This is a genomic window from Arthrobacter sp. Y3225209 (assembly GCF_059090685.1).
In genome coordinates, this window is the sequence record NZ_JBNHFW010000007.1 from 58,370 (window position 1) to 78,946 (window position 20,577).

General features: G+C 64.5%; 15 protein-coding genes. 6 read left to right on the forward strand and 9 right to left on the reverse strand.

The window, feature by feature from the left end; translation table 11 throughout:
• Positions 1-229 precede the first annotated feature (229 nt).
• The gene (locus AC5RVB_RS06130; RefSeq protein ID WP_494142225.1) at positions 230-2,473 is read left to right on the forward strand and encodes a LamG domain-containing protein; all 2,244 of its coding nucleotides are present in this window, start codon (positions 230-232) and stop codon (positions 2,471-2,473) included.
• Between the two features lie 8 nt (positions 2,474-2,481).
• Positions 2,482-2,970: a VanZ family protein gene (locus AC5RVB_RS06135; protein WP_494142226.1), complete on the forward strand. Its 489-nt coding sequence runs from the start codon at positions 2,482-2,484 to the stop codon at positions 2,968-2,970.
• On the opposite strand, the gene AC5RVB_RS06140 is transcribed toward AC5RVB_RS06135, so the two are convergent.
• Both AC5RVB_RS06140 and AC5RVB_RS06145 read right to left on the reverse strand, forming a co-directional pair.
• Positions 2,963-4,276 carry a glycerophosphodiester phosphodiesterase gene (locus AC5RVB_RS06140; RefSeq protein WP_227904271.1) on the reverse strand — a complete coding sequence of 438 codons (1,314 nt, stop codon included), beginning with the start codon at positions 4,274-4,276 and terminating at the stop codon, positions 2,963-2,965. The two genes, AC5RVB_RS06135 and AC5RVB_RS06140, sit on opposite strands and share 8 nt — an antisense overlap.
• Before the next feature lie 158 nt (positions 4,277-4,434).
• Entirely contained in the window at positions 4,435-4,884 is a 450-nt protein-coding gene (locus AC5RVB_RS06145) for an FAD synthase family protein (RefSeq protein WP_227904270.1), read from the reverse strand.
• 247 nt (positions 4,885-5,131) lie between these two features.
• On the opposite strand from AC5RVB_RS06145, the gene AC5RVB_RS06150 reads away from it, so the two are divergent.
• From AC5RVB_RS06150 to AC5RVB_RS06160, 3 genes are all read left to right on the forward strand, one after another.
• Positions 5,132-8,206, forward strand: a complete 3,075-nt coding sequence (locus AC5RVB_RS06150) for a CBM96 family carbohydrate-binding protein (RefSeq protein ID WP_494142227.1) — start codon at positions 5,132-5,134, stop codon at positions 8,204-8,206.
• 370 nt (positions 8,207-8,576) lie between these two features.
• Positions 8,577-8,987: a hypothetical protein gene (locus tag AC5RVB_RS06155; RefSeq protein WP_227904268.1), complete on the forward strand. Its 411-nt coding sequence runs from the start codon at positions 8,577-8,579 to the stop codon at positions 8,985-8,987.
• 62 nt (positions 8,988-9,049) lie between these two features.
• A complete protein-coding gene (locus AC5RVB_RS06160; RefSeq protein ID WP_227904267.1) occupies positions 9,050-10,522 on the forward strand; it encodes a tyrosine-protein kinase domain-containing protein in 1,473 nt (490 codons plus the stop codon).
• Between the two features lie 45 nt (positions 10,523-10,567).
• On the opposite strand, the gene AC5RVB_RS06165 is transcribed toward AC5RVB_RS06160, so the two are convergent.
• Genes AC5RVB_RS06165 through AC5RVB_RS06180 form a run of 4 tightly spaced genes read right to left on the reverse strand, consistent with a single transcriptional unit; the run spans position 10,568 to position 15,397 of the window.
• Positions 10,568-11,803 carry an MATE family efflux transporter gene (locus AC5RVB_RS06165; protein ID WP_494142228.1) on the reverse strand — a complete coding sequence of 412 codons (1,236 nt, stop codon included), beginning with the start codon at positions 11,801-11,803 and terminating at the stop codon, positions 10,568-10,570.
• Positions 11,803-12,588, reverse strand: coding sequence for a CDP-alcohol phosphatidyltransferase family protein (locus AC5RVB_RS06170; protein ID WP_494142229.1), 786 nt, complete (start codon positions 12,586-12,588; stop codon positions 11,803-11,805). The genes AC5RVB_RS06165 and AC5RVB_RS06170 overlap by 1 nt, the downstream gene beginning before the upstream one ends.
• Positions 12,585-14,021, reverse strand: coding sequence for an O-antigen polymerase (locus tag AC5RVB_RS06175; RefSeq protein WP_494142230.1), 1,437 nt, complete (start codon positions 14,019-14,021; stop codon positions 12,585-12,587). The genes AC5RVB_RS06170 and AC5RVB_RS06175 overlap by 4 nt, the downstream gene beginning before the upstream one ends.
• Positions 14,018-15,397: a glycosyltransferase gene (locus AC5RVB_RS06180; protein ID WP_494142231.1), complete on the reverse strand. Its 1,380-nt coding sequence runs from the start codon at positions 15,395-15,397 to the stop codon at positions 14,018-14,020. The genes AC5RVB_RS06175 and AC5RVB_RS06180 overlap by 4 nt, the downstream gene beginning before the upstream one ends.
• Positions 15,398-15,945: 548 nt before the next feature.
• On the opposite strand from AC5RVB_RS06180, the gene AC5RVB_RS06185 reads away from it, so the two are divergent.
• Positions 15,946-16,749, forward strand: a complete 804-nt coding sequence (locus AC5RVB_RS06185; RefSeq protein WP_494142232.1) for an SGNH/GDSL hydrolase family protein — start codon at positions 15,946-15,948, stop codon at positions 16,747-16,749.
• Between the two features lie 23 nt (positions 16,750-16,772).
• Here the strand turns inward: AC5RVB_RS06185 and AC5RVB_RS06190 are convergent, their stop codons facing one another.
• From AC5RVB_RS06190 to AC5RVB_RS06200, 3 genes are all read right to left on the reverse strand, one after another.
• A complete protein-coding gene (locus AC5RVB_RS06190) occupies positions 16,773-17,258 on the reverse strand; it encodes an LbetaH domain-containing protein (RefSeq protein WP_494142233.1) in 486 nt (161 codons plus the stop codon).
• A gap of 164 nt (positions 17,259-17,422) precedes the next feature.
• On the reverse strand, positions 17,423-18,730 hold the full coding sequence (locus AC5RVB_RS06195; protein ID WP_494142234.1) for a glycosyltransferase family 4 protein: 1,308 nt from the start codon (positions 18,728-18,730) through the stop codon (positions 17,423-17,425).
• Positions 18,731-18,781: 51 nt separating this feature from the next.
• Positions 18,782-20,482, reverse strand: coding sequence for a sugar transferase (locus AC5RVB_RS06200; protein ID WP_494142235.1), 1,701 nt, complete (start codon positions 20,480-20,482; stop codon positions 18,782-18,784).
• Positions 20,483-20,577 lie beyond the last annotated feature (95 nt).

Consider the following 20,577-nt stretch of genomic DNA (forward strand, 5'->3'; position numbering starts at 1 on the left):
CTTAGTTCAGTCTCCGCATCAGAGGCACCGAATACCTCCTGTGCTCTGGTCCGCCGGTCGGATTCGGCCTATGCATGGCAGGTACCCCTGCCGGCCGAAACGGGTAGCGGTACGCGTTATCGGCCGCGATGCAGGGCATTACGTTCCATACCGGGTACGTCCTTCCGGAATGTACCCGGGGAAAGCCCCGTTCGGGTGTCCCGGAAAACAAGGCCAGAGGTCGATTCGCATGCGCCAAAAATTCACTGCCCTCCTCGCCGGATTGTTACTCGCGCTCGTCTCAGTGGCCGGATTCGGTCCGCCCACCGCGGCTCTCTCACCCGGAGTCGCCTTTTCCGCCACCAACCTGCCCACGTGGCAGACCAACGGCATTGTCTGGGGACTGGCCCAGGCCAACGGCATTGTCTACGCCGGCGGCACCTTTACCGCTATCCGCCCGCCCGGAACGGCCGCGGGCGGAGCAGGAACGCGCAGCGCGGTGAACTTCGCTGCCTTTGATGCCTATACGGGCAACCCCACCAGCTGCAACCTCTCCGTCACCGGTACCCGGGCCACGGTCAGGGCGCTGGATGTCTCCCCCGACGGGCGGACCCTCTATATCGGCGGCAGCTTCAGTTCGGTCAACGGAGTCAGTGCCTCCAGCATCGCGGCCATCAACCTGCCCGGCTGCACCGTTAAGACCGGCTTCCAGCCCGGTGGTGTATCCGCCACCGTCCGCGCCATCGACGCCACCAGTAACGCCATATATTTCGGCGGTGACTTCAGGAGCGTCAGGAACACTGCCCGCGAGCGGCTCGCCGCCGTCACCCCGACAGGTGCCCTGCTCCCCTGGGCGCCGGCAGCGGACCTGCCCATCCGGGCCCTGCACGTTCCGCCCGCCAAGAACGTGGTCATCACCGGCGGTGACTTCACGACCATGAACGGAGCCGATTCCAAGGCCCTGGCGGTAGTGGACAGCGGCGCCGGAAGAAATCTTCGCACATACCCCAACTTCTTTATTCCCAGAACATCCGTGGTCAAAACCATCGACTCTGACAGCACCGGCTTCTACGTCGGCAACGAGGGCACCGGCGGGGGCGTCTTCGATGGCCGTATGCGGTTGGATCTGGGCACCTACAACCAGGTCTGGCGGGATACGTGCCTTGGCGCAACCCAGGCAGTCTCCGTTTACGGCAGCACACTGTACGCCGCCCACCACGCCCATGACTGCGGCAGCATGGGCGGCTTCACCGATGGGAGCCGGATCCACCTCAGCGCCCAGAATGTAGACTCCCCATCGCCCATGCTGCAATGGAACCCGCTGACCAATGACGGGCTTGGGGAAGGGCTCGGGCCTCGTGCCCTGACGCACACAACCGCCGGAACGAACGACATACTGTGGGCAGGCGGGGAATTCACCACCGTCAACGGCAGAGCACAGCAGAGCCTGACCCGGTTCGGGCCCGGCCCGGGGTCCGCAGGCCCCGCGGCTCCGCAGTTCGTGGCAGCCGAATCGCTAACGGCCGGCCGGAACACCATCCGGTGGCAGTCGACGTCGGACCCCGATGATTCAGCGCTGACCTACAGCGTCTACCGCAACGGCTCCCCCACACCATTGGGCACGGTTCGGGCTTCCTCGCTCTGGTGGAGTTTGCCGCAGGCCTCCTTCACCGACACCACGGCCGCTCCCGGCGTCAGATACACCTATCAGGTCCGGGCCACCGATCCGAACGGACACATGGGACCGCTGTCCGCACAGGCCGGCGTAGTCACCGCGGCCACGCCGCCGTCCTACCCCGCCGCGGTCCGTGCCGACGGAGCCAACACCTACTGGCGTCTCGGGGAAACCTTTGCCGCTGCAGGGGATTCCTCCCCCGGTAACCGGATGGGACTGCCCTACGGCAGGCCGTCCCTGGGAAACACCACGGGTGCCCTTGCCGGGGACAGCAACCGGGCCACCACGTTCGACGGCGTGGATGACTTCGTTTACGCCGCACAGCGGTTCGCCCCGCCAACGGTCTACAGTGCAGAAGCCTGGTTCCGCACCAACACCACCGCCGGCGGAAAGATCTTCGGTTTTGGCAACGGACTCCCCCGCCGCAGCGGCACCAATCCGGGGTTGAGCAGTAACTATGGCCGTCACGTTTACATGACCAATACCGGCAACCTGATCTTCGGGGAATGGAGCGGCTCGGCCAGGACCATCAAATCCCCCCGCACCTATAACGACAACGCCTGGCACCATGTAGTCGCCACCCAGGGTCCCGCCGGCATGGCCCTCTACGTCGACGGCGTGCGGGTGGCATCGAATACGGTGAGCGCGGTGCAGACTGCAGCAGGAGGGTGGCGGATCGGCGGAGACCAGTTGGGCTCTCTCTGGCCCGAAACGCCGTCCAGCCGATACTTCCGGGGCAGCATTGACGAGTTCGCCGTCTACCCGTCGGTCCTCTCGCCCACACAGATAGCCAATCACAACCAACTCGGTCGCAGGTGAACGTCCAGGTGCTCAAACGTGTGCCGGGATCCCGGAGAAGCCGCATCGGCAAGGTCATCAGCCTGGTGTGCGCCCTGCTCTTCGCAAGCGGCATTTTTGTGGTCGTCCTCTGGCCAACGCCGGTGGACCGGCCGCTGTACGTGAGGCTGATCAAGGGACTAAACCGGATGGAGGAAATGGGGCTGCCTGCCCTGAGCTACGCCTCTCTGGAGGCCTCGGCAAACGTTGCACTATTCGTCCCGCTGGGCTTCCTGGCGGCCCGTGTTATGTCCCGCCGGTACTGGTGGCTTGCGCTGCTGCTGTGCATCGTCCTGTCCGGGGCCGGAGAGCTGGCCCAGGATCGGTTTCTGCCGGAGCGGGTAGGCAACGTAGAGGACGTGCTGCTCAACGCTGCCGGCGCGCTGGCAGGGGTCATGATGGGGTCGCTGCCTCGACGCGGCAGGCGGCGGCGGGCCAGGCGGCACCGGGGCAGACACCGTCCGGTGGCGCTCAAATAACGGCTACGCGGCGGAACTCAACTGGAAAGCCCTCAGCATAGTTGCGGGTGAGGCTGAAGTAACCTCCGCGGTAGCTGCGTTCAACCGCCATACCTGCCCATCCTGCACCGTCAAGGCGGGAAAAGCGCAGACTGTCCGGCGATATGTCGACCCTGAAGGACAGCCATGCGCCAGGTTCCGGCGGCTGTGTCTCCACAACGGAAAGCCGCAGCCCGTCTGCTTCGCCTGGATGGCGCAGCAGCAGCGTCATTTCCCCGTCCGGCCGAAAAACAAGGTGGTAGCCTCCCACATCACTGGGTATCAGCACCCGGTAGGGCAGGTCGCTGGCCTGCCCGAATGCCAGGCCTGCGTGCCCTTCCACACCGGGCAGTTTTTCCGGCCACCTCATCTCAAACTCGATGCTGTGGACGTCCTGTTCCACCGGCCCCATGGACCCCATCCGGTAGCTGCTGTTCACGGGCGCGTGCAGCCGGAGTACTCCGTGGGCCGCATCCATTTGGGGTTGGACGGACCACCCCTGCTTCACCGTCCACGGCAGGTCCCCGGCGGCGCGGATCCCGTCGCCGAAACGGTCGCCGGTTTCCGGAGACGCCTGGTCCGAGAGATAGGGAACGTTGGCGCTCATTAGGCCCGCGACACCGAGCCCGATCAGCCGGTCCCGTTCTGCCCGGGAATGGACCTCCCAGCAGATCACCGGCTTACCCGTTGCCACGGCAGCAGTGATTTCCTCGTCCGTGGCGAGGGTGTTTATGCCGAGGAAGGTAAACCGCTCGTACCGCTCAGGCAGCAGGGACATCTGCTCTCCGGTGAAATAGCCCCAGCTCTCATAGCCGCGTTCGCTTACCGCCCGGATCTGTGCCGCGACAGCGGACTGTTTCCAGATGATGTGCCGGCGCGAGTCCGGGTAGCTGTCCATCAAATCCAGCAGCGCTTTGGTGTTGGTCCCCTGTTTATCCTCAAGGAAGATCACGTGCGTGGCGGCGTAGGCGTCCAGGACGTCCGCCAGGAGTGGAATGGGTTCCAGCGGTGTATGCGGCCCCAGCCATTGCCGGGCGTCAACGCGCAGCTTCGAGAGGTCTTCCCACGTCGTATCGCTAATGGTCAGGGGCGTCCCGGTTGTTCGTCCGGTATCGGTGTCGTGGTGACAGACCAGGGTTCCGTCCGCCGTCGAACACACCGATACCTCCAACGCCGGAACTCCGGCCAGCGCGGCCTGGCGATACGCCGTCATGGTGTGCTCGGGCCAGTTGTCCCATGAACCGCGGTGGGCTACCTGGAAAGGACTGGCATCAAAGAGGGAACGCACGGTGTGGACCGGCGCCGCCGACGGGCTTTGCGCGCTAGGCTGCGGGCTTACCTCCTCCGGCCTGCACCCGGTCAGGGCTACGGTTACGGCGCCCAGCGCCAATATGCTGCGGCGGCTCGGCCCGGGAGCGGGGGGCAGCCCGGAAGTGTTTCCGGTTTTCATGCGTTCAGGGCTGAGTCTCCGGGTGAACCGGTCATGACGCTCAGTGCGCGGCGCAGCATTGTGGAGGACGTTGTTGGCGTGTACGGAAGGTAGACAACCTCGACGCCGATCAGGTCCATGTCCCGTTCCAGCCGGTCACCCTTCGGTGTGCCGCGCCAGTCATCGCCTTTGAAGAAAACGTTGAACCCGACCTCGCGCCACGTTTCGGCCTTGTTCACGTGCTCGTCCACCACTGCTTCGTCCACGAACCGGATCCCGCGCACGATTTCCAGGCGCTCCGTCAGCGGAACCACGGGGGTGATGCCCTTGAGCCGTCGGGACATGTCTGCAGAAGCCACGCCTGCTATCAGGAAGTCGCACCGTTCCCTGGCCTGGCGCAGCAGGTTCAGGTGGCCGATATGGAAGAGATCATAGACGCCCGAGGCGTAACCGATTTTTACGGGCATGGCGTGCGGACCCCCAGTGAGACGGTGACTGTCCGGATGATCCTCTAACCCCCGGGACCCGGGGTAAAGGGAATTCTCCGGATTACAGTAGCCCTCCTGCGAACTCGAGTACCGGCCCGGAAAGGCCGGGTAACACAGGCCATAAGTCGGGTAGGGGAGCACCTGCTTAGTGGCCTGACCCCACAGCTACGATGCTCTCAGTTTCGGGCCATCCAGCCCCCCTCCCCATGGCAGTAGAGGCGGTACCATGCGTAAGTCAATCGCAGCCTTATTGACGGTTACGGCCCTTACCGCAACCGCCTTGGCAGCAACCGCCCCACCGGCTTCGGCCATCAGTCCCGGGGTCGCGTTTTCCGCCTCGGACCTGCCTACGTGGCAGACCAACGGCATTGTCTGGGGACTGGCCCAGGCCAACGGCACTGTCTACGCCGGCGGCACCTTTACCGCTATCCGCCCGCCCGGCGCTGTTGCCGGCGGAGCAGGAACGCGCAGCGCGGTGAACTTCGCTGCCTTTGATGCCTATACGGGCAACCCCACCAGCTGCAACCTCTCCGTCACCGGTACCAGTGCCACCGTCAGGGCACTGGATGTCTCCCCCGACGGGCGGACCCTCTATATCGGCGGCAGCTTCAGTTCGGTCAACGGAGTCAGCGCCTCCAGCATCGCTGCCATCAACCTGCCCGGCTGCACCGTCAACACCAATTTCCGGCCGGGCGGCGTCTCGGCCACCGTCCGCGCCATCGACGCCACCAACGAGGCCATATATTTCGGCGGTGACTTCAGGAGCGTCAGGAATACTCCCCGCGAGCGCCTCGCCGCCGTCACCCCGACAGGTGCCCTGCTCCCCTGGGCGCCGGCAGCGGATTTGCCGGTCCGGGCCCTGCATGTTCCGCCCGCCAAGAACGTGGTCATCACCGGCGGTGACTTCACGACCATGAACGGAGCCGATTCCAAGGCCCTGGCGGTAGTGGACCCGGTCTCGGGCAGCAGCATCAGAACCTACCCGCGATTCTTCATTCCGAGGACTTCAGTGGTGAAGACCATCACGTCGGACGAGACGAGCTTTTACATCGGCAACGAGGGCACCGGCGGGGGTGTTTTCGACGGCCGGGCCCGCCTTGATCTGGGCACGTATGACCAGGTCTGGCGGGATACGTGTCTCGGTGCCACCCAGGCTTTGGACATATACCAACACAGTCTCTATGCGGCCCACCACGCCCACGACTGCGGCAGCATGGGCAGTTTCACCGATGGCAGCCGGATCCACCTCAGCGCCCAGAATGTGGACGCTCCCTCTCCCATGATGCAGTGGAACCCCCTGACCAATGACGGGCAGGGCGAAGGCATCGGACCGCGTGCCCTGGCGCATACAACCGTCGGGTCAAATGATGTGCTCTGGGTGGGGGGCGAATTCACCACCACCAACGGCAAGGCCCAACAGAGCCTGACCCGGTTCGGGTCCGGCCCGGGGTCCGCAGGCCCCGGAGCCCCCCGGTTTGTCAGCGCCGAGTCCCGTGCCGCGGGGCAGAACACCATCCGGTGGCAGACCGCCACGGACGCCGACGATTCCGAGCTGAATTACAGCATCTACCGAAACGGTTCCTCCACGCCGCTGGGCACCGTGCAGGCTTCCTCGCTGTGGTGGTACCTGCCGCAGGCCTCGTTCACGGACACCACAGCCGCGCCGGGGACCAGATACTCCTATCAGGTCCGCGCAAATGATCCGGACGGGCACGTAGGAGCCCTCTCGGCCCAGGTGCAGATCACCACTCCCACCGCTGCACAGGCCTACCCTGCCGCCGTCCGCGCCGACGGTGCCGAAACCTACTGGCGGCTCGGCGACTCCTTCGCAGCCGCGGCAGACTCTTCCGCCACTAACCGGATGGGACTGCCCTTCGGCACACCCGGTATCGGCGCTGCGACGGGTGCCCTTTCCGGCGACACCAACAGGGCAGCCACCTTCGACGGCACTGATGATGTGGTCTATGCCCAACAGCGGATAGCTGCGCCAAAGACCTTCAGCGCCGAGGCGTGGTTCCGTACCGACACCACCACGGGCGGGAAAATCTTCGGCTTCGGCAACGGCCAGCCGCGCAGGAACAATAACGCCGGCCTCAGCAGCAGTTACGACCGCCATGTCTACATGACCAACGGGGGCAACCTGGTCTTCGGGGTCTGGACCGGCAGCGCACAGACCGTGGTCTCTCCCGGCACGTACAACGACAACGTCTGGCACCATGTAGTCGCCACTCAGGGTGCCGACGGCATGGTTCTCTACGTCGACGGCCTCCCGGTCGGTGCGAACAGCGTCACCGGGAACGAGGCGATCACCGGATCGTGGCGGATCGGCGGAGATCAACTGGGTTCGACCTGGCCGCAGATGCCCGGCAGCCGGTACTTCAAGGGCAGCATTGATGAATTCGCCGTTTACCCCACTGCCCTCAGCGAAGCGAGGACGCAGGCACATTACGTGGCCGGAGGCGGCATCCTACCCACGCCCGAGCCGGTTCCGGACACCACACCGCCATCGCAGGTGGAAGGGACAGCTGCAGCATTCTCCGGGTCCGGGGTGAAGCTGGGCTGGGCTGCTGGCACTGACAATGTGGCAGTCACCGGCTACCAGATCCACCGGTCCGCCGCGGACGGTTTTACTCCGTCCACCGAGACCCTGCTAACCACGGTCCCAGGAACTGAACTAGCCCACGAGGACAAGGAAGTGGCTGCCGGAACCTACTACTACCGGATCATTGCGGTTGATGCCGCAGGCAACGTTGGACCGGCGTCTGCACAGGCCTCCGCTACCGTCCCCGCAGCAGTCCCGGACCCCGTCACGCTGACATTGACACCGGCAGAGGACAGCTATGCCAACCAGGGCGCACCGAACGCGGTGAACGGGACGTCCACGAGCCTGGCCTCGCGGGGCAGCCCCGGTTACACCTCGTACCTGCGGTTCCGGCTGGGCGCCGGGGTACCGGATGGAATGCGCCTGCAATCTGCGACGCTCCGGCTCTACACCACGACCGAGTCCTTCGCGGGATCGCTGGACCAGCACACCATCCATGCCGTCGCAGGCAACTGGTCTGAGGGGACAGTTACCTGGAACAACCGTCCGTCGCTTGCTTCGGCGCTGCTCGGCACCGTCTCGCCCGTCGCAGTGAACACACCGCAAACCGTCAATCTCGACCCGGAAGCGGTGGCGGCCATGCTGACCGGTTCCGTTGACCTTGGGATCACCAGCGCCGGTACCGACAACGCCTGGTTCTACGCCAGGGAGGCGTCATCCACCCGCCGTCCGGTCCTGACCTTGGTATTCGCCCCCTGACATCGATAGCGCAGTGGGCAGGTTCCACCCCGAAGAAAGAGCACACCCTATGAAGACAGGTCTCAGTTCATCAACGGCTCCGCGACTGCTGGCTGCCGGGTTGTTGGTTTCGGTGCTGGGAACGGCCACGGGCTGCCGCTCCGCCGATCCCGTTTCGGAAGAAACTCCGGCGGTTTCGTCCAGTTCAACCCCTTCCGCTTCCGTTCCTTTCACGCCCGGTCCCACAGGCAGCCGTAGCGCCGACGCATCTCCTACGGCTGCCCCGGACAGTGGTCAACCGTCCGAAGCCGGCCAGTCCCCACAACCCGCGCCGGAGCCCACCTTCAACGCCGCCGAGGAAGTCTTCCTCGAGGGCAAAGTTCCGGAAGGCATGGATCCCAACGCCGTACTCCAGGTCGGTCAGGAACGCTGCGATGTCCTGGTCAACGCCAAGGCATCCGATCCCGAAGCCGTACTCAGTGAACTGATCACGAATCCCTCGCAGGAGTCCGCGGACGCAATCAGGAATCTGTGCACCGACCTGCTTCCGGATCTTGAGGGCGCTGCCCTTGGATTCCCGGACGGGGTTTTCGGCGTCGGGGTACACGACCCGCGCGCAGAAGAACCGTCGATTGGACCCGGCACCTACCGTGCCTATCCGGGTACCGAGGGATGCAGCATTTCGGTCTATGCGGGCTCCGGCGCGCTGATCGGAGAGTACGACGCATCTGCGCCCGTTGTTATCGCAACGGATGCCGGGCGAGTGGATTCGAGCCAGTGCTACTCCTGGTTCCGTTCATGAAACACCGTGCCCACCACCCGGCGTGCCCAACCAACCGTCTTATCCAAGGGAAGGGGTAACCAATGGATATGCACGAACAGATACTCGTCCTGCGAAGAAATTGGATGTTCATTGTTTCATTCGCACTCATCGGCCTGATCACGGCCAGCGTGGTGTCGGTCCTCATGCCGAAGTCTTACACCGCGAACAGCAGCATCTTTGTCTCAACCCAAAACGTTGAATCCTCGGCTGAACTGCAGCAGGGCAGCGTTTTTGCACTTGCCCGGGTGCAGTCCTACGTCAGCCTGGTCAGGAAACCCCAGGTTCTGGACCCTGTGATCGAACAGCTGGATCTGGACACCACTGCGGCCGAACTGGCGAAGAACGTCAAAGCCTCCACCTCACGGAACACGGTCCTGATCCAGATTGAAGCCGTGGATTCCTCACCCGAGCGTGCTGCCGACATTGCCAACGGAGTTGTTTCAAGTCTGATTCTGTCCGTGGCGGACCTCGAGCGTCCCACCAACGGGCTGCCCTCGCCGGTGCGGCTGTCCTCACTTGATACGGCACAGCCACCCCCCAGCCCGTCCAGTCCAAAGACCTCCCTGAATCTGCTGCTGGGTCTGCTCTATGGCCTCGCTGCCGGGCTGGTGGTGGCCGTTCTCAGAAACGTCCTGGACCGGCACGTCCGCACCGAAGCCGACCTTCGAAGGTCCACTTCCCTGGCGTTGCTGGGCGGAATCACTGAATCTTCGGCACCGCGGGTCTCCGCCGCACCATTCGTGCTGGCCGGATCGGGCAGCGATGCGTTCCGTCAGCTGCGAACCAACCTGGAGTTCGCCGCCGTCGGGCACGACCTTAAGTCATTGGTCATCACCTCCTCCCAATCCGGGGAAGGCAAAAGCACTGTGGCCCTGAACCTGGCGCTGAGCATCGCGCAGAGCGGCCGCAGCGTCCTTCTGGTCGACGCCGATCTGCGGCTCCCGTCGGTCGCCGACGCCACTGGTCTGGAACAGTCAGTGGGGTTGACCACGGTACTAATAGGACGCACCAACCTCTCGGATGCCGCCCAGCATTGGGGAACGGCCGGTCTGTCTGTCCTGACCTCGGGCCCGTTGCCGCCGAATCCCACGGAATTGCTCGGTTCCTCCACCATGCAGAAACTGATCGGGGAAATGGAGCAGACGTATGACGTAGTGATCCTGGATGCCCCGCCGGTCCTGCCGGTCGCAGACGCCACCATCCTCACCCGTCACACGGATGGCCTGCTGCTCGTGGTCGGAGCGACGAAAGTCAGCCAGCACAATCTTGCCAAGGCTATTGAGCAACTCAATCTGGTGAAGGCCAACGTCATCGGTGTGGTCCTGAACCGCATTCCGCGTAAGGGGCCTGATGCTAATTCGGCCTACCTCACCGGTTATGGTGCCGCTCCTGCGTCGCCGCTGGATGAAGAGCAGCAGGGCCGGCCGTCCTCTCCCGTCGCCGAAGCCAAAGCGGTTATCGCACCCCGGGGCAACGGCCGCGGCCCGCAGGGGAAGCAGCCCGTGAAGAGTTGATGCTCCCGTCCACCGGGACCGGAGCTAAGGGACCGGAGCCGGTGTCTATCGCGCGGACACCTGATGCTGCGCCGATGCAGGAACACCGCCGCGGCGTTGGATGGCCATCCGGGCCAGGCCACACGCCGCGGCCAGTCCCGTTGCGGCAGCGAAGCCCCAGGCCGCAGCCGCTACGGATCCGTTCAGGGCTAAACAGAGCGGGAGGATGAGGGTCGCTGCGGCAAGGACTCCGCGCATAAAGGTGGACAGCCTGTTCGCTTCCGCTGCCCGGAAGCAGGCCAGCATGATTGTGTAGGGAACCATCGCCAGGTATTGGACGGCGTACGGCCAGCGCAGCTCCGTTGCGTTGGCCCAGGTCTCCCCCAGCACCAATTCCCCGGCCGCGGCGGGCAGGAAAAGCACTGCGGCGCCCCAGCCCACAGCGAGCACCCCCACCACTGCCAGGGCTTCCAGCAGCCGCCGCCGGAACATTACCGTCCCCCGGGCGCGCACCAACTCCGGGATGATGGCTGTTTTCAGTGCACCGAAAACGGTGTTCAACGGTGAGAACAACAGCTGTGCGGCGCGCAGGGCACCAACGCCGGCTGCCCCCAACGGAAACACCAGAAGGTACAGCACCGCAAAGCTGGAAGCATTCAGCGCAGCGAACTCCGCCAGGTAGCGGACGGCGCAATCCCGGTTCAGCCACAGCCAGCGCGCTCCCGCCGGAACAGCCGGCAGGCTCCGGGCAACTACCAGGCCCAGCACCATCGCTGCCAGCGCACCCGCAATCCACCACGAGAGCACCGGCACCAGGGACCAGCCGCTGCCGGCTGCCAGGAGCATTCCGGGAATGGATACACCCGCCCACAGCCCGTCTACGGCCAGGGCCCGTCCGGGCAATCCCTGACAGATAAAAAGGTACCGGAGGCTGTCCTGCAGCAGGATAAACGGTGCTGCCAGCGCCATTAGCTGCCACAGCAGTGCGTCCTGTCCTCCGGCCAGGACACCTCCTCCCAACAGGAACAAGGCCGCGGGCACACCGCACAGCACCGATCCGCCCAGACTGGCGGCGACAATCCGGGCGGTGAGTGTCCCCGTGCGGGAGTACCGCACCAGCAACGTTTCGCCCACGAAGGCCCGTTGCGCGCCGAGGAACAACAAAAGCCCCGCATATGCGAGCGAAAACTGGCCGAACTCCCCGGTCCCTGCCACGTTTGCCGCAATGGCAACAGCCGCGAAGTTCGACAGGCTGGAAACGCCCTGATCTGCGAAGGTGGCCAGGCGGCGTCCTGCACCCACTAGCCCAGCCCCAGGAGCTTGGCCCGCCAATGCCGCAGAAACGCGGCACCGATCAGGACATGCGCGGCCGCCAGTACGAGGTAAACGGCAAGGAAGACCGGAGGGATGGGCGTCAGGAGGAACGCCAGACACGTCATCCCGTAGTCCACCGGCAGCATCACTACTGAACGGACGAGCAGGCGCCGGTCCCCTGATCCGCCCACTGCCCCTTCCACGGATGTCTGGCCATCCCGTGTCCCGGGGCGGGGCCGGATGTTCCGGGCCAGCTGGTCAAACAGCACCCCGCCAAAGAAGATGAGTGAGCTCGCCAGCAGGAAGATACCGCAGCCCAGAGCCAAGAGCACGACGTCGTAATCAGTGGTCCGGGCGAGGAAACAGAATGCTGCTACGTGCATCACGGTCATCCTGCCGTTGTCCAGCAGGTGGTCCAGCCACTCGCCGTAGGCCGAGCTGCTGCCCTGCAGCCGGGCCAGCTGGCCGTCCGCGGAATCCAATACGTATCCGGCTGCGAGCAGTACCCCTGCGAGCGCGGTCCCCGGCTGAGGCTGGGCCCAGACCGCCAGCCAGATCAGCGTCCCGTAGGTCAGGACAGCTCCGGCCCACGTCAGCTGGTTGGGTGTAACCGGGGTGCGCCGAAGGGCTGCTGCCACGGCCCGCCCGGCAGGCCGGTTCACGTACAGCAGATACAGCGGAACTCCCTTGCGGGTTTTCTGGGCCCGCCTGAGCTGGTCAAAGGAAGCACGGAACCCCGGTCGGTCCGGGGCCGAAGGCAGGGGCCTGCTCATGGTGTTCTCCCTTTGCGGGCGTTCGCCGCTGTTGTCAGGATGAGGATGGAAATTGCCAGGATCATCAGGCGGCCCATGGACTGAAGCAGCGATCCGCGCATCAGGATGAACAGGTACCCGGCAAAGATCGAGATGCCCAGGTATCCGACGGATCCCATGCCCAGGACATCGGCGCGGTAGCCTGCGTCCAGGCGGCGGGCCAGCACCCCGAGACCGGCGAAGGCCAGGACCACACCCGGAAGTCCGAAATTGATCCAAGCTTCTGCCCACAGCGGTGCTGAAAGATTAAGGTTCGAGTTGTTCATCCAGATCCCCACCTCTACGCCTGTGTCATAGGGCTTATCCGGCCAGCCGACCCGTGGAACCCAGAAAAGAAGGGGTCCGAGAGCCTGCATCCCCCAGGACAGTCCGTGGTCTGCGGTGTAGCCCAGAGTGTTGGCCAGCATGGTGAACTGGTCGTAGTCCTTTGTCGCAATCATGGTCCACACCGAATCCACTTGGAGCGGTGCCTGCGTACCGGCGGCCCGGCGGGTGATGTCCGAGAGCGGGAAAACGAAGATTGAGGCAAATGTTCCGCCAAGAATGGCCAGGTTGAACAATCCCTTGCGCCCACGAATCAGCGGCAGAATCAGGCCGAAGAGCACCGCGAGCGTCCAGTACCGTGAGTTTGAAATCGGGTTGTTAACGACGATGTTCATCACCGTCAGCGCCGCCATCAGCAGGATGTCAGGCATGGCCACTGCGTGTTCCCGGGTACGGACAACATGGATATAAAAGATGAGGGCGCAGAGGTTGGCCACCGACCCCGCTCCGGAAATAATCGCCCGCAATGCCTGGCCGCTGTCCGGGTTGATTGCATCGAGCGCTTCCCCGGCCTCCTGCCGGCTCAGGAAAAAGACACTCATTCCCCCCACCTGCACGATATACACCAGCCCCGCGGCCAGCGCACCAAGGGAAAACAGACGCAGGACCTTCATCCCGCGCAGTCTCAGGACCCGTCTCCGGGGATGGGGGTCAGCTGCCCGGCGCAGGCGTAAGTGGTACGCAACGTCGAAGCAGACCAGCCCCACCAGGGTGAGCAGGCTGGCCTCAGTCAGCATGCGATCATCCACCTGGATCGCCAGGGGGGTGGACCGCCCGGTAGTCAGCTGTGCCAGCGGTGCCACTCCCATGCAGGTATAGACAAAGATCCAGAACACGCCGGAGACAGGACGGATTGCCGGTTGGGCGAGGACGAGGGCAAGCTTCACGGCGGCGTAGAGCACCACTGCGTAACGGATCAGGAAATCCGTGTCAGTGAAAAAAACGGCACTGGCTCCATGAATCAGCAGCGGCAGCACCACTGCCAGGATCAGGAACGCCACTATGGCGGCGGCGGTACGGACGCCTGAGCGTCTTCCCGTTTCGGTACCGGCCGGCAGCAGCGTGCTCATGCCGGGGTTCCATCCGCACCGGATACACCGCGATAGGCTTCGAGCAGGTCTCCGCCGAGGGCCCGGGTTGACCAGTTCCTGCGGTGGACCTGCCGGGCATTTTCCCCGATCCGCTTGCGGGCGGCGGGGTCCCGGGCCAGTTGAAGCATCGCATCCCGAACGGCCGGGACGCTTGGTTCCACAACGACGGCGGCCTCGTTCCGGTCCATAAGCGGAGCCAGTCCGCACTGGGCGGTAAGGATCACCGGTGTGCCCAGCGCGGCCGCCTCGAGCACCGTCATGGGATACGGTTCCGACAGCGCGGGCAGAACATAGGCCGTGCAGGTGGACATCGCCTCCTGGACACCGGCCGCAGGCAGCTCGCCAACGAACTTGAACCGGTCCGCGTACCGGGATGCGGCAATCAGTGCCCGCACAGTCGCGCCCTCGCCCTGGTCGGGTCCAACGACGACGAACCGCGCATCCAGCCCCGCATCCAGGGCTTGGACTGCGGCCTGGACGAAGACACCGGGCTGTTTGCGCGCGGCAAGCCGGGCGGCGAATAGGAACACCGGCTTCTCGGGATCAGACCACTGCCGAACGGGATCGGCGGTCGCATTCACGACGCGCCGGAAGCGGCAGGGGTCCACACCGAGAGCTGCGAGTCCCCGTTCTTCATCTTCGGTGAGAGTCAGCCAAAGGGCAGGTATTCGAAGAATGCGGCGGGTTATCAGCAGGTCAAAAGCCCGCAATGCCAAGCGGCGTGAAGGCTGAAGCATGCCGTGGGTTTGAACGACCACCGGGACCCCGGCCCGGCCGAGCAGGAACGTCGAGACGCAGGTCACGAAGTCCCGGCATAGGTGGACGTGCGCTATACCGGTCGCGGTTGCAACCCGCCGGACATGCCGTGGCAGTGCCAGGCTGACCGGAGCCCGCAGCCCGGCGCCCGGCACTGGCCGTCGCATCCGGAAAAAGCGGACGGCCACCGCAGACCGCTTCTCCGGTGCGGCTTCGGGCTTGGAGACGGGCCGCCCGGCCCGATGCTCCGGTCCGGATCCCCGGGCATGGGGCTGTGCCTTGGCACTGGCCGTGTGCGCCCGCGTCCGCGGGGACCCGCTGCCGGGCGGGACGCCCAACCAGCCACCAAGAAGTTCAACCTTCGCTCCATACGCGGCCAGGGCCTCACTTTGCATTTGCGCCACCACCCATACGCCTCCTGCCGCCGCACCGGGGCCGGCGAGCCCGCCTACCTGCAGGATGTCAGGAATCTGCTCCGGATTCCCCTCACTCCCGTCGGCGCCGCCGGCCGGAGCAGCCACGGACCCCGCCGCGAAGATGGCGGTCCTGGCTGGGCTGACAGACGGTGCGTTGACGGCAGCCTGCTCCCGGGCCTTCATGCCCGGTTCCCCCGGCCGTCAGCCGGTTCGGCCCCGGCAGGGCGATGACGTGCCGTCCGGCAGCGCAGCTCCCCTAATCCGCCAACGCCCCGGAACAAAGCAAACCGGTAATGCGGGAATGCATCCCTTACTGGTTCTCCTCCGGATTTCAACCCTTGACCCTTAAAATTATATAAAACAGGTAAACAAGGCAACGCGCCCAGCATAAGCCTGCTCCTGCCAGGAATTCCGGCGAAGGCTATCTTGCCATTCCGAATACCAGGGTTCTGGTCCCCTGTCTTTTGTTTAGGCTTCGGCGAGCTCCAACAGTGGAGATCTGTACTCCGCATAGGTGTAATCCCAACAGCGTGCCCCTCCCTCCCGCCCCGCCCGGTAAATGCGTTGACACATAACACAAGAGGCGGAGACTGCATTTCCGCAAACTTCTTGAAATCGCGTACTTCAGTCAAAAGTGAAACAGGTATTTTACTCACGTACTTCCCCCAGATTAGGTATTCAGCGGACCTGTTCGCGTTTATTTACGAGACCACAGGATTTACAATTCAGGAATGCCTACACGACATGGACGCCACACATCCAAGCGCCGTTCACGGCGGAAGCGGCAGGGCGGGAAGATCGTTTGGTTTCTGATCCTTACTCTGGCCGCCGGGCTTCTCTCGGCATATGCGCTCTCCCAGGCCACGGGGACCAGCCGGGCGGATGACCCGGGCCCGTCCTCGACACGCACGGATGGACCCGACGCAGGCCCGGCTTTCGAAGACACAGTGGTGAAAATCGATGTTTTGGGGGATTCCTATACAGCCGGTTCCACTGACGGCGGACGCGGGGCGGCAAACTGGACCCGGCTGGTCGGTACCCGCCTTACCGACGGCGGCGATACCGTCGAGCTGAACGTGATGGCCCAACCCGGGGCCGGCTACACGACCCGGGGCAATGCCGGTCTGCACTTCCGGGAGATCGCCACCCTGAGGCTGAGGGAGGATGCTGACATCGTCCTGGTTCAAGGGAGCAGAAATGACGGTGTCCAGACCTGGGACGCCATGTATACGGCGGCCAAATCGCTGTACGCGGATATCCGGACCCGCGCGCCGGGAGCCCGTGTGATCGCCGTCGGTCCGGCGGTGGATCCCGTTCCGGATTTCGTCCAGGCCAATAATGACGCCATGGCGCAGGCTGCCGATGAAGAAGGCGTACGTTACGTCGATGCCCTCGCGGACGGCTGGTTCTCCGACGGCGGTACGGCGTTTTTCAGCGAAGACGGTATCCATCCCACGGACGCCGGCCACGAATATCTGGCAGAAAGGATCTTTCCCCTCCTGGAGGGGACACTGCGTGAGATTCAGCCTGTCTAACCGGCACCGGGCGGTATAGGACCTCACGGGCGTCTCCGGTCCGGACCGGTGGCCCCTGCTGCGGAGGGAAACCGCTCGCCAAGCACGGTTGGACCGGCAGCGGTGCCAAAAATCCGCCCCGACGGCACCGTTCCCTTAACTACAGTCATTGGCTGGATAAGGGCGGACTCACCAATCCGGGAGCCACCCAGCACCATGCACCGGGACGTAATCCACGCACCGTCCCCGATCCTGATGGGGCTGGTCACCAGTCCCATGTCTGTCCGGACGCGGTGGCTGCCCGTGGTCAGGAAGGTTTCCTGGGAGATCACCGCATCAGCGCCCACGTAAATATGGTCCTGGTTGTGGAACCAGACACCCTCGCCGATCCAGCTGCGTGCGCCAATGTGCAGTTTCCACGGTGACTTCACCCTGGTCCGCGGCCGGAACACCACGCCGTCACCTATCTCGGCACCGAAGGCGCGCAGTACCGCCACCCGCAGGCGTGAGCTGATTTGCCATGGGTTCACGAGGAATATCAGTTCACAGGCAGCCCAGATGTAGACCACCCACCGGGGCCGGTCCCAGGCCTCTCCCGCCCCGGGAGCCCGGGAGAGGTCGATGACGGCGGGGCGGCCGGTCGGCGGCGCTGCGTCGCCTGCCGGGCTATCCGCAGGCCGCCGGTCCCGAAGCATCAGGAGGCCTTCCGCACGAAGCCGCGGGGTGGAGCTGCCGCGTGGGCCGGGCGGGTCCTGGAGGCCGGCCCTGCTTCGGCTGCTGCCGGCATGAATTCCGGCCCGGCTGCACGCCTGAGTACCTCTTCAAACCGGTCGGCGATGGGGCCGATGCCAAAACGGTCCTCCGCCAGTTTCCGTCCCTTTCGTCCGGTGGCCGCTGCGGCGGCGGGGTCCTGTGCCAGCGTCCGAAGCCATGCGACAGCCGCCGCAATTCCGAAGTCGCTGGGCGGCCCGACGAAGCCGTCCGCGGCTCTGATGTCTGCGGCAGCCGGGTTCCCGGCCGGCATGAGCCCAAGGACCGGACGCCCCGCCGCAAGAGAGGAAAGCACCTTGCTCGGGATGGAGAACCTTGACGCTTCCGGTTCCAGGATGGTGAGCAGGACATCGGCGGACCCGAGCATATCCGGCAGTTCGGCAGCAGGTTGGAAAGGAAGCAGTGTCACGGGCAGGTCCGGGTCCTGCTCAAGGTCCTTGCGCAGCATGTCGATGCCATCCCCCTCCGATGCAACAATCAGCCGCGCCGGCACTCCGGCACCCAGTGCTGACCGGAGCAGGCCGGTCAGTAACAGCGGATTGTGTTTTCGTCCCAGCGTGCCGGCATACAGCAGCCGGAATTCCGGCTTGTCCGGGAGATGCTGTTGCGCCCAGGCATTCTGCCTCGGCCTGGGCACAATTTCGCCGATCGGTGCCCAGTTAGGGATAACGGTTACGTGGCCGGTCCGCACTCCCCACTGACGGTAGGCCTGCCGGAACTCTTCTCCAATGGCTACCACCTGGGTGGCACTGCGCACCACGCCCGCTTCTGCGCGACGGACCAGCGCACTGCCTGCCGCTGCCGCGGACCCGGGCAGCCGGCGGGTTATTTCATCGGAAATTGCGTTGCTGAAAAGGTCCTGGTGCCAGAGCACCCAGGGCTGGTTCCGGCGTGCAGCAGCCCTGCGGAAGGCAGCAAGTGCGAACAAGGGAACATTGCATGCCACGACACAGTCCGGAGTTGTTCGTTCGGTGTGCGACAGCCAGGCGGCGGCGTAGGAGCGTTCAAACCGGATGCGGCCAACAGCGCTGTATTTCTGGAAGGGACGGTCAGCGGTCAGGGGTGAAAACCGCAACTGCTGCGGATCATCCGGGGTGCGCTCCAGGTTTCCCTTTCCGCTGGCGTACTGGGCCGAGTACACGTGGTCAATGGTGTGTCCGCGATCCGCCAAGTGGCGGGACAGCTCCGCCGGAAACAGGTGGCCTGAGAAGTCGTGCAACTGAATATGCATGTTTCATGCTTTCTTTTTTGGCGAGACCAGCCGAAGCCGGCGGGGAAGGGACTAATACGCACCAACTGGCTTGCGCAGCATCTGAACCGTTCGCCAGAGGATGATGAGGTCGCCGGCGAGCGACCAGTTTTCGACGTAGTACAGGTCCAGCCGCACCCCGTCCTTCCAGTTGAGTTCCGACCGGCCGTTGATCTGCCACATGCCGGTGAGCCCTGGCTTGATGTACAGGCGCCGGTGGACACGGTTGCCGTATTGGGCCACCTCGCGGGGCAGCGGAGGTCTGGGGCCAACCAGGGACATATGTCCCAGAAACACATTCCACAGCTGCGGAAGCTCATCCAGGGAGTATTTGCGCATCCATCGGCCGACGCGGGTCACCCGCGGATCGTGCTGCATCTTGAACAGCACGCCCGAGCTTTCATTGCGGTCCAACAGCCCGGCCAGGTCGTCTTCCGCGGTTTCCACCATGGAACGGAATTTGAGCATCTCGAAGACTTCCCCGCCGCGTCCCACGCGCTTCTGCCGGAAGATCACCGGCCCCGGGCTGTCCCGGCGGACCAGCACGGCAAGAGTGATGAATACCGGCACAAGAGCGAGCAGGGCGGCGCCGGAAAGCACCACATCCAGCCCGCGTTTGAGCGCGTGTCTGGCCCCGGAATACTGCGGCAGCTCAACGTGCATTAGCGGCAGGCCTTCAACCGGCCGGGAATGGATCCGCGGGCCGGCCACGTTGGTGAGGCCGGTGGTCAGGATGAGCTGGGTTGACGATTCTTCCAGCTCCCAGCCGAGTTCCTGGACATAACGGCTTCCGCCCTTGGTCGGCCCGGCCACAATCACTGCATCCGCCCGGAGCCTGGACACGGCGTCGACCACAGTCCGTTCATCAGAGACCACCGGCAGTCGAGTTCCGTCTACCTCCAGCCACGCCCGTTGTTTCCCTGTCAGTGCCACGCCCACCACCTGGTAGGCGGCACGGGACTTGGCGTTGATCTGGTGGACGACGTACCTCACATCCCGGGCCCTTCCCAGCACCACCACCTTAAACAGGTAACGTCCCCGCTGCCGCTGGCCCTGCAGCCACTGGCGCAGCAGCCAGCGGGAACAGACAAGGCCGCTGAGTCCCGCCGGGAAAACCAGCCCGATGTAACCTCTGGACAGGTCAAATTGGAAAACCACCGAGACCAGGGCCAGGGCACCCAGCAGAAGGATGCTGGCATTGACGACGCGTTTGTATTCATCGGTGCCAATGCCGGTTATCCGCGGATCACGGCTTCTGTAGACGTGCAGGGCGAGCATCCAGGCGCAGCCGACCACCAGGGAAACCACGAGGTATGTGGTCACGAGGGAGCCTATGTACAGCGGAGCGGCTGACAGCCCGAACCAGGCGAGGTGTCCGGCCAGGGCAGCCCCAAACACCACTACGGCATCCGTCACGGCGATGATCCGGGAGTACTTGCGGTTCCACGCAACGGCGGCACTCCGGGGATGCGCGGCGCCGCGAAATGGCCGCCTTGTAGTGAAACTGGGAAAAACGAAAGCTTCCCCCGGCAGAGCAACCGGACCGACGCCGCGTACATCGGCTGCCGCAGGTGCCAGGGCGTGTGGGCGGAACTGCCCGGCGACCGGGGTGCCCATGCGGAGGGGCGGATCAGTAACCAGCTGTGTGCCGGCGGAGTCTGTACCGCCTGAGGAAGCCAGCGCTTCCAACGCCGGGGCACCCGGCAGCAGCCGGGGCTGCATATCAGCACCCATAACGAGACCGTCATTCCTGTATATGCCAACAGTTATCCAACGGGCATCAATCTAGGAGGAGCACTGGGGACGGGCACGAGTACCCGGTACTCGGT

What these genes read in the sequence shown, in the direction of transcription:
- AC5RVB_RS06130 (WP_494142225.1), top strand. Translation starts at nt 230, where the DNA reads ATGCGCCAAAAATTCACTGCCCTCCTCGCCGGATTGTTACTCGCGCTC.
- AC5RVB_RS06145 (WP_227904270.1), bottom strand. Translation starts at nt 4,884, where the DNA reads ATGCCCGTAAAAATCGGTTACGCCTCGGGCGTCTATGATCTCTTCCAT.
- AC5RVB_RS06150 (WP_494142227.1), top strand. Translation starts at nt 5,132, where the DNA reads ATGCGTAAGTCAATCGCAGCCTTATTGACGGTTACGGCCCTTACCGCA.
- AC5RVB_RS06155 (WP_227904268.1), top strand. Translation starts at nt 8,577, where the DNA reads ATGGATCCCAACGCCGTACTCCAGGTCGGTCAGGAACGCTGCGATGTC.
- AC5RVB_RS06160 (WP_227904267.1), top strand. Translation starts at nt 9,050, where the DNA reads ATGGATATGCACGAACAGATACTCGTCCTGCGAAGAAATTGGATGTTC.
- AC5RVB_RS06170 (WP_494142229.1), bottom strand. Translation starts at nt 12,588, where the DNA reads ATGAGCAGGCCCCTGCCTTCGGCCCCGGACCGACCGGGGTTCCGTGCT.
- AC5RVB_RS06175 (WP_494142230.1), bottom strand. Translation starts at nt 14,021, where the DNA reads ATGAGCACGCTGCTGCCGGCCGGTACCGAAACGGGAAGACGCTCAGGC.
- AC5RVB_RS06180 (WP_494142231.1), bottom strand. Translation starts at nt 15,397, where the DNA reads ATGAAGGCCCGGGAGCAGGCTGCCGTCAACGCACCGTCTGTCAGCCCA.
- AC5RVB_RS06185 (WP_494142232.1), top strand. Translation starts at nt 15,946, where the DNA reads ATGCCTACACGACATGGACGCCACACATCCAAGCGCCGTTCACGGCGG.
- AC5RVB_RS06195 (WP_494142234.1), bottom strand. Translation starts at nt 18,730, where the DNA reads ATGCATATTCAGTTGCACGACTTCTCAGGCCACCTGTTTCCGGCGGAG.
- AC5RVB_RS06200 (WP_494142235.1), bottom strand. Translation starts at nt 20,482, where the DNA reads ATGGGTGCTGATATGCAGCCCCGGCTGCTGCCGGGTGCCCCGGCGTTG.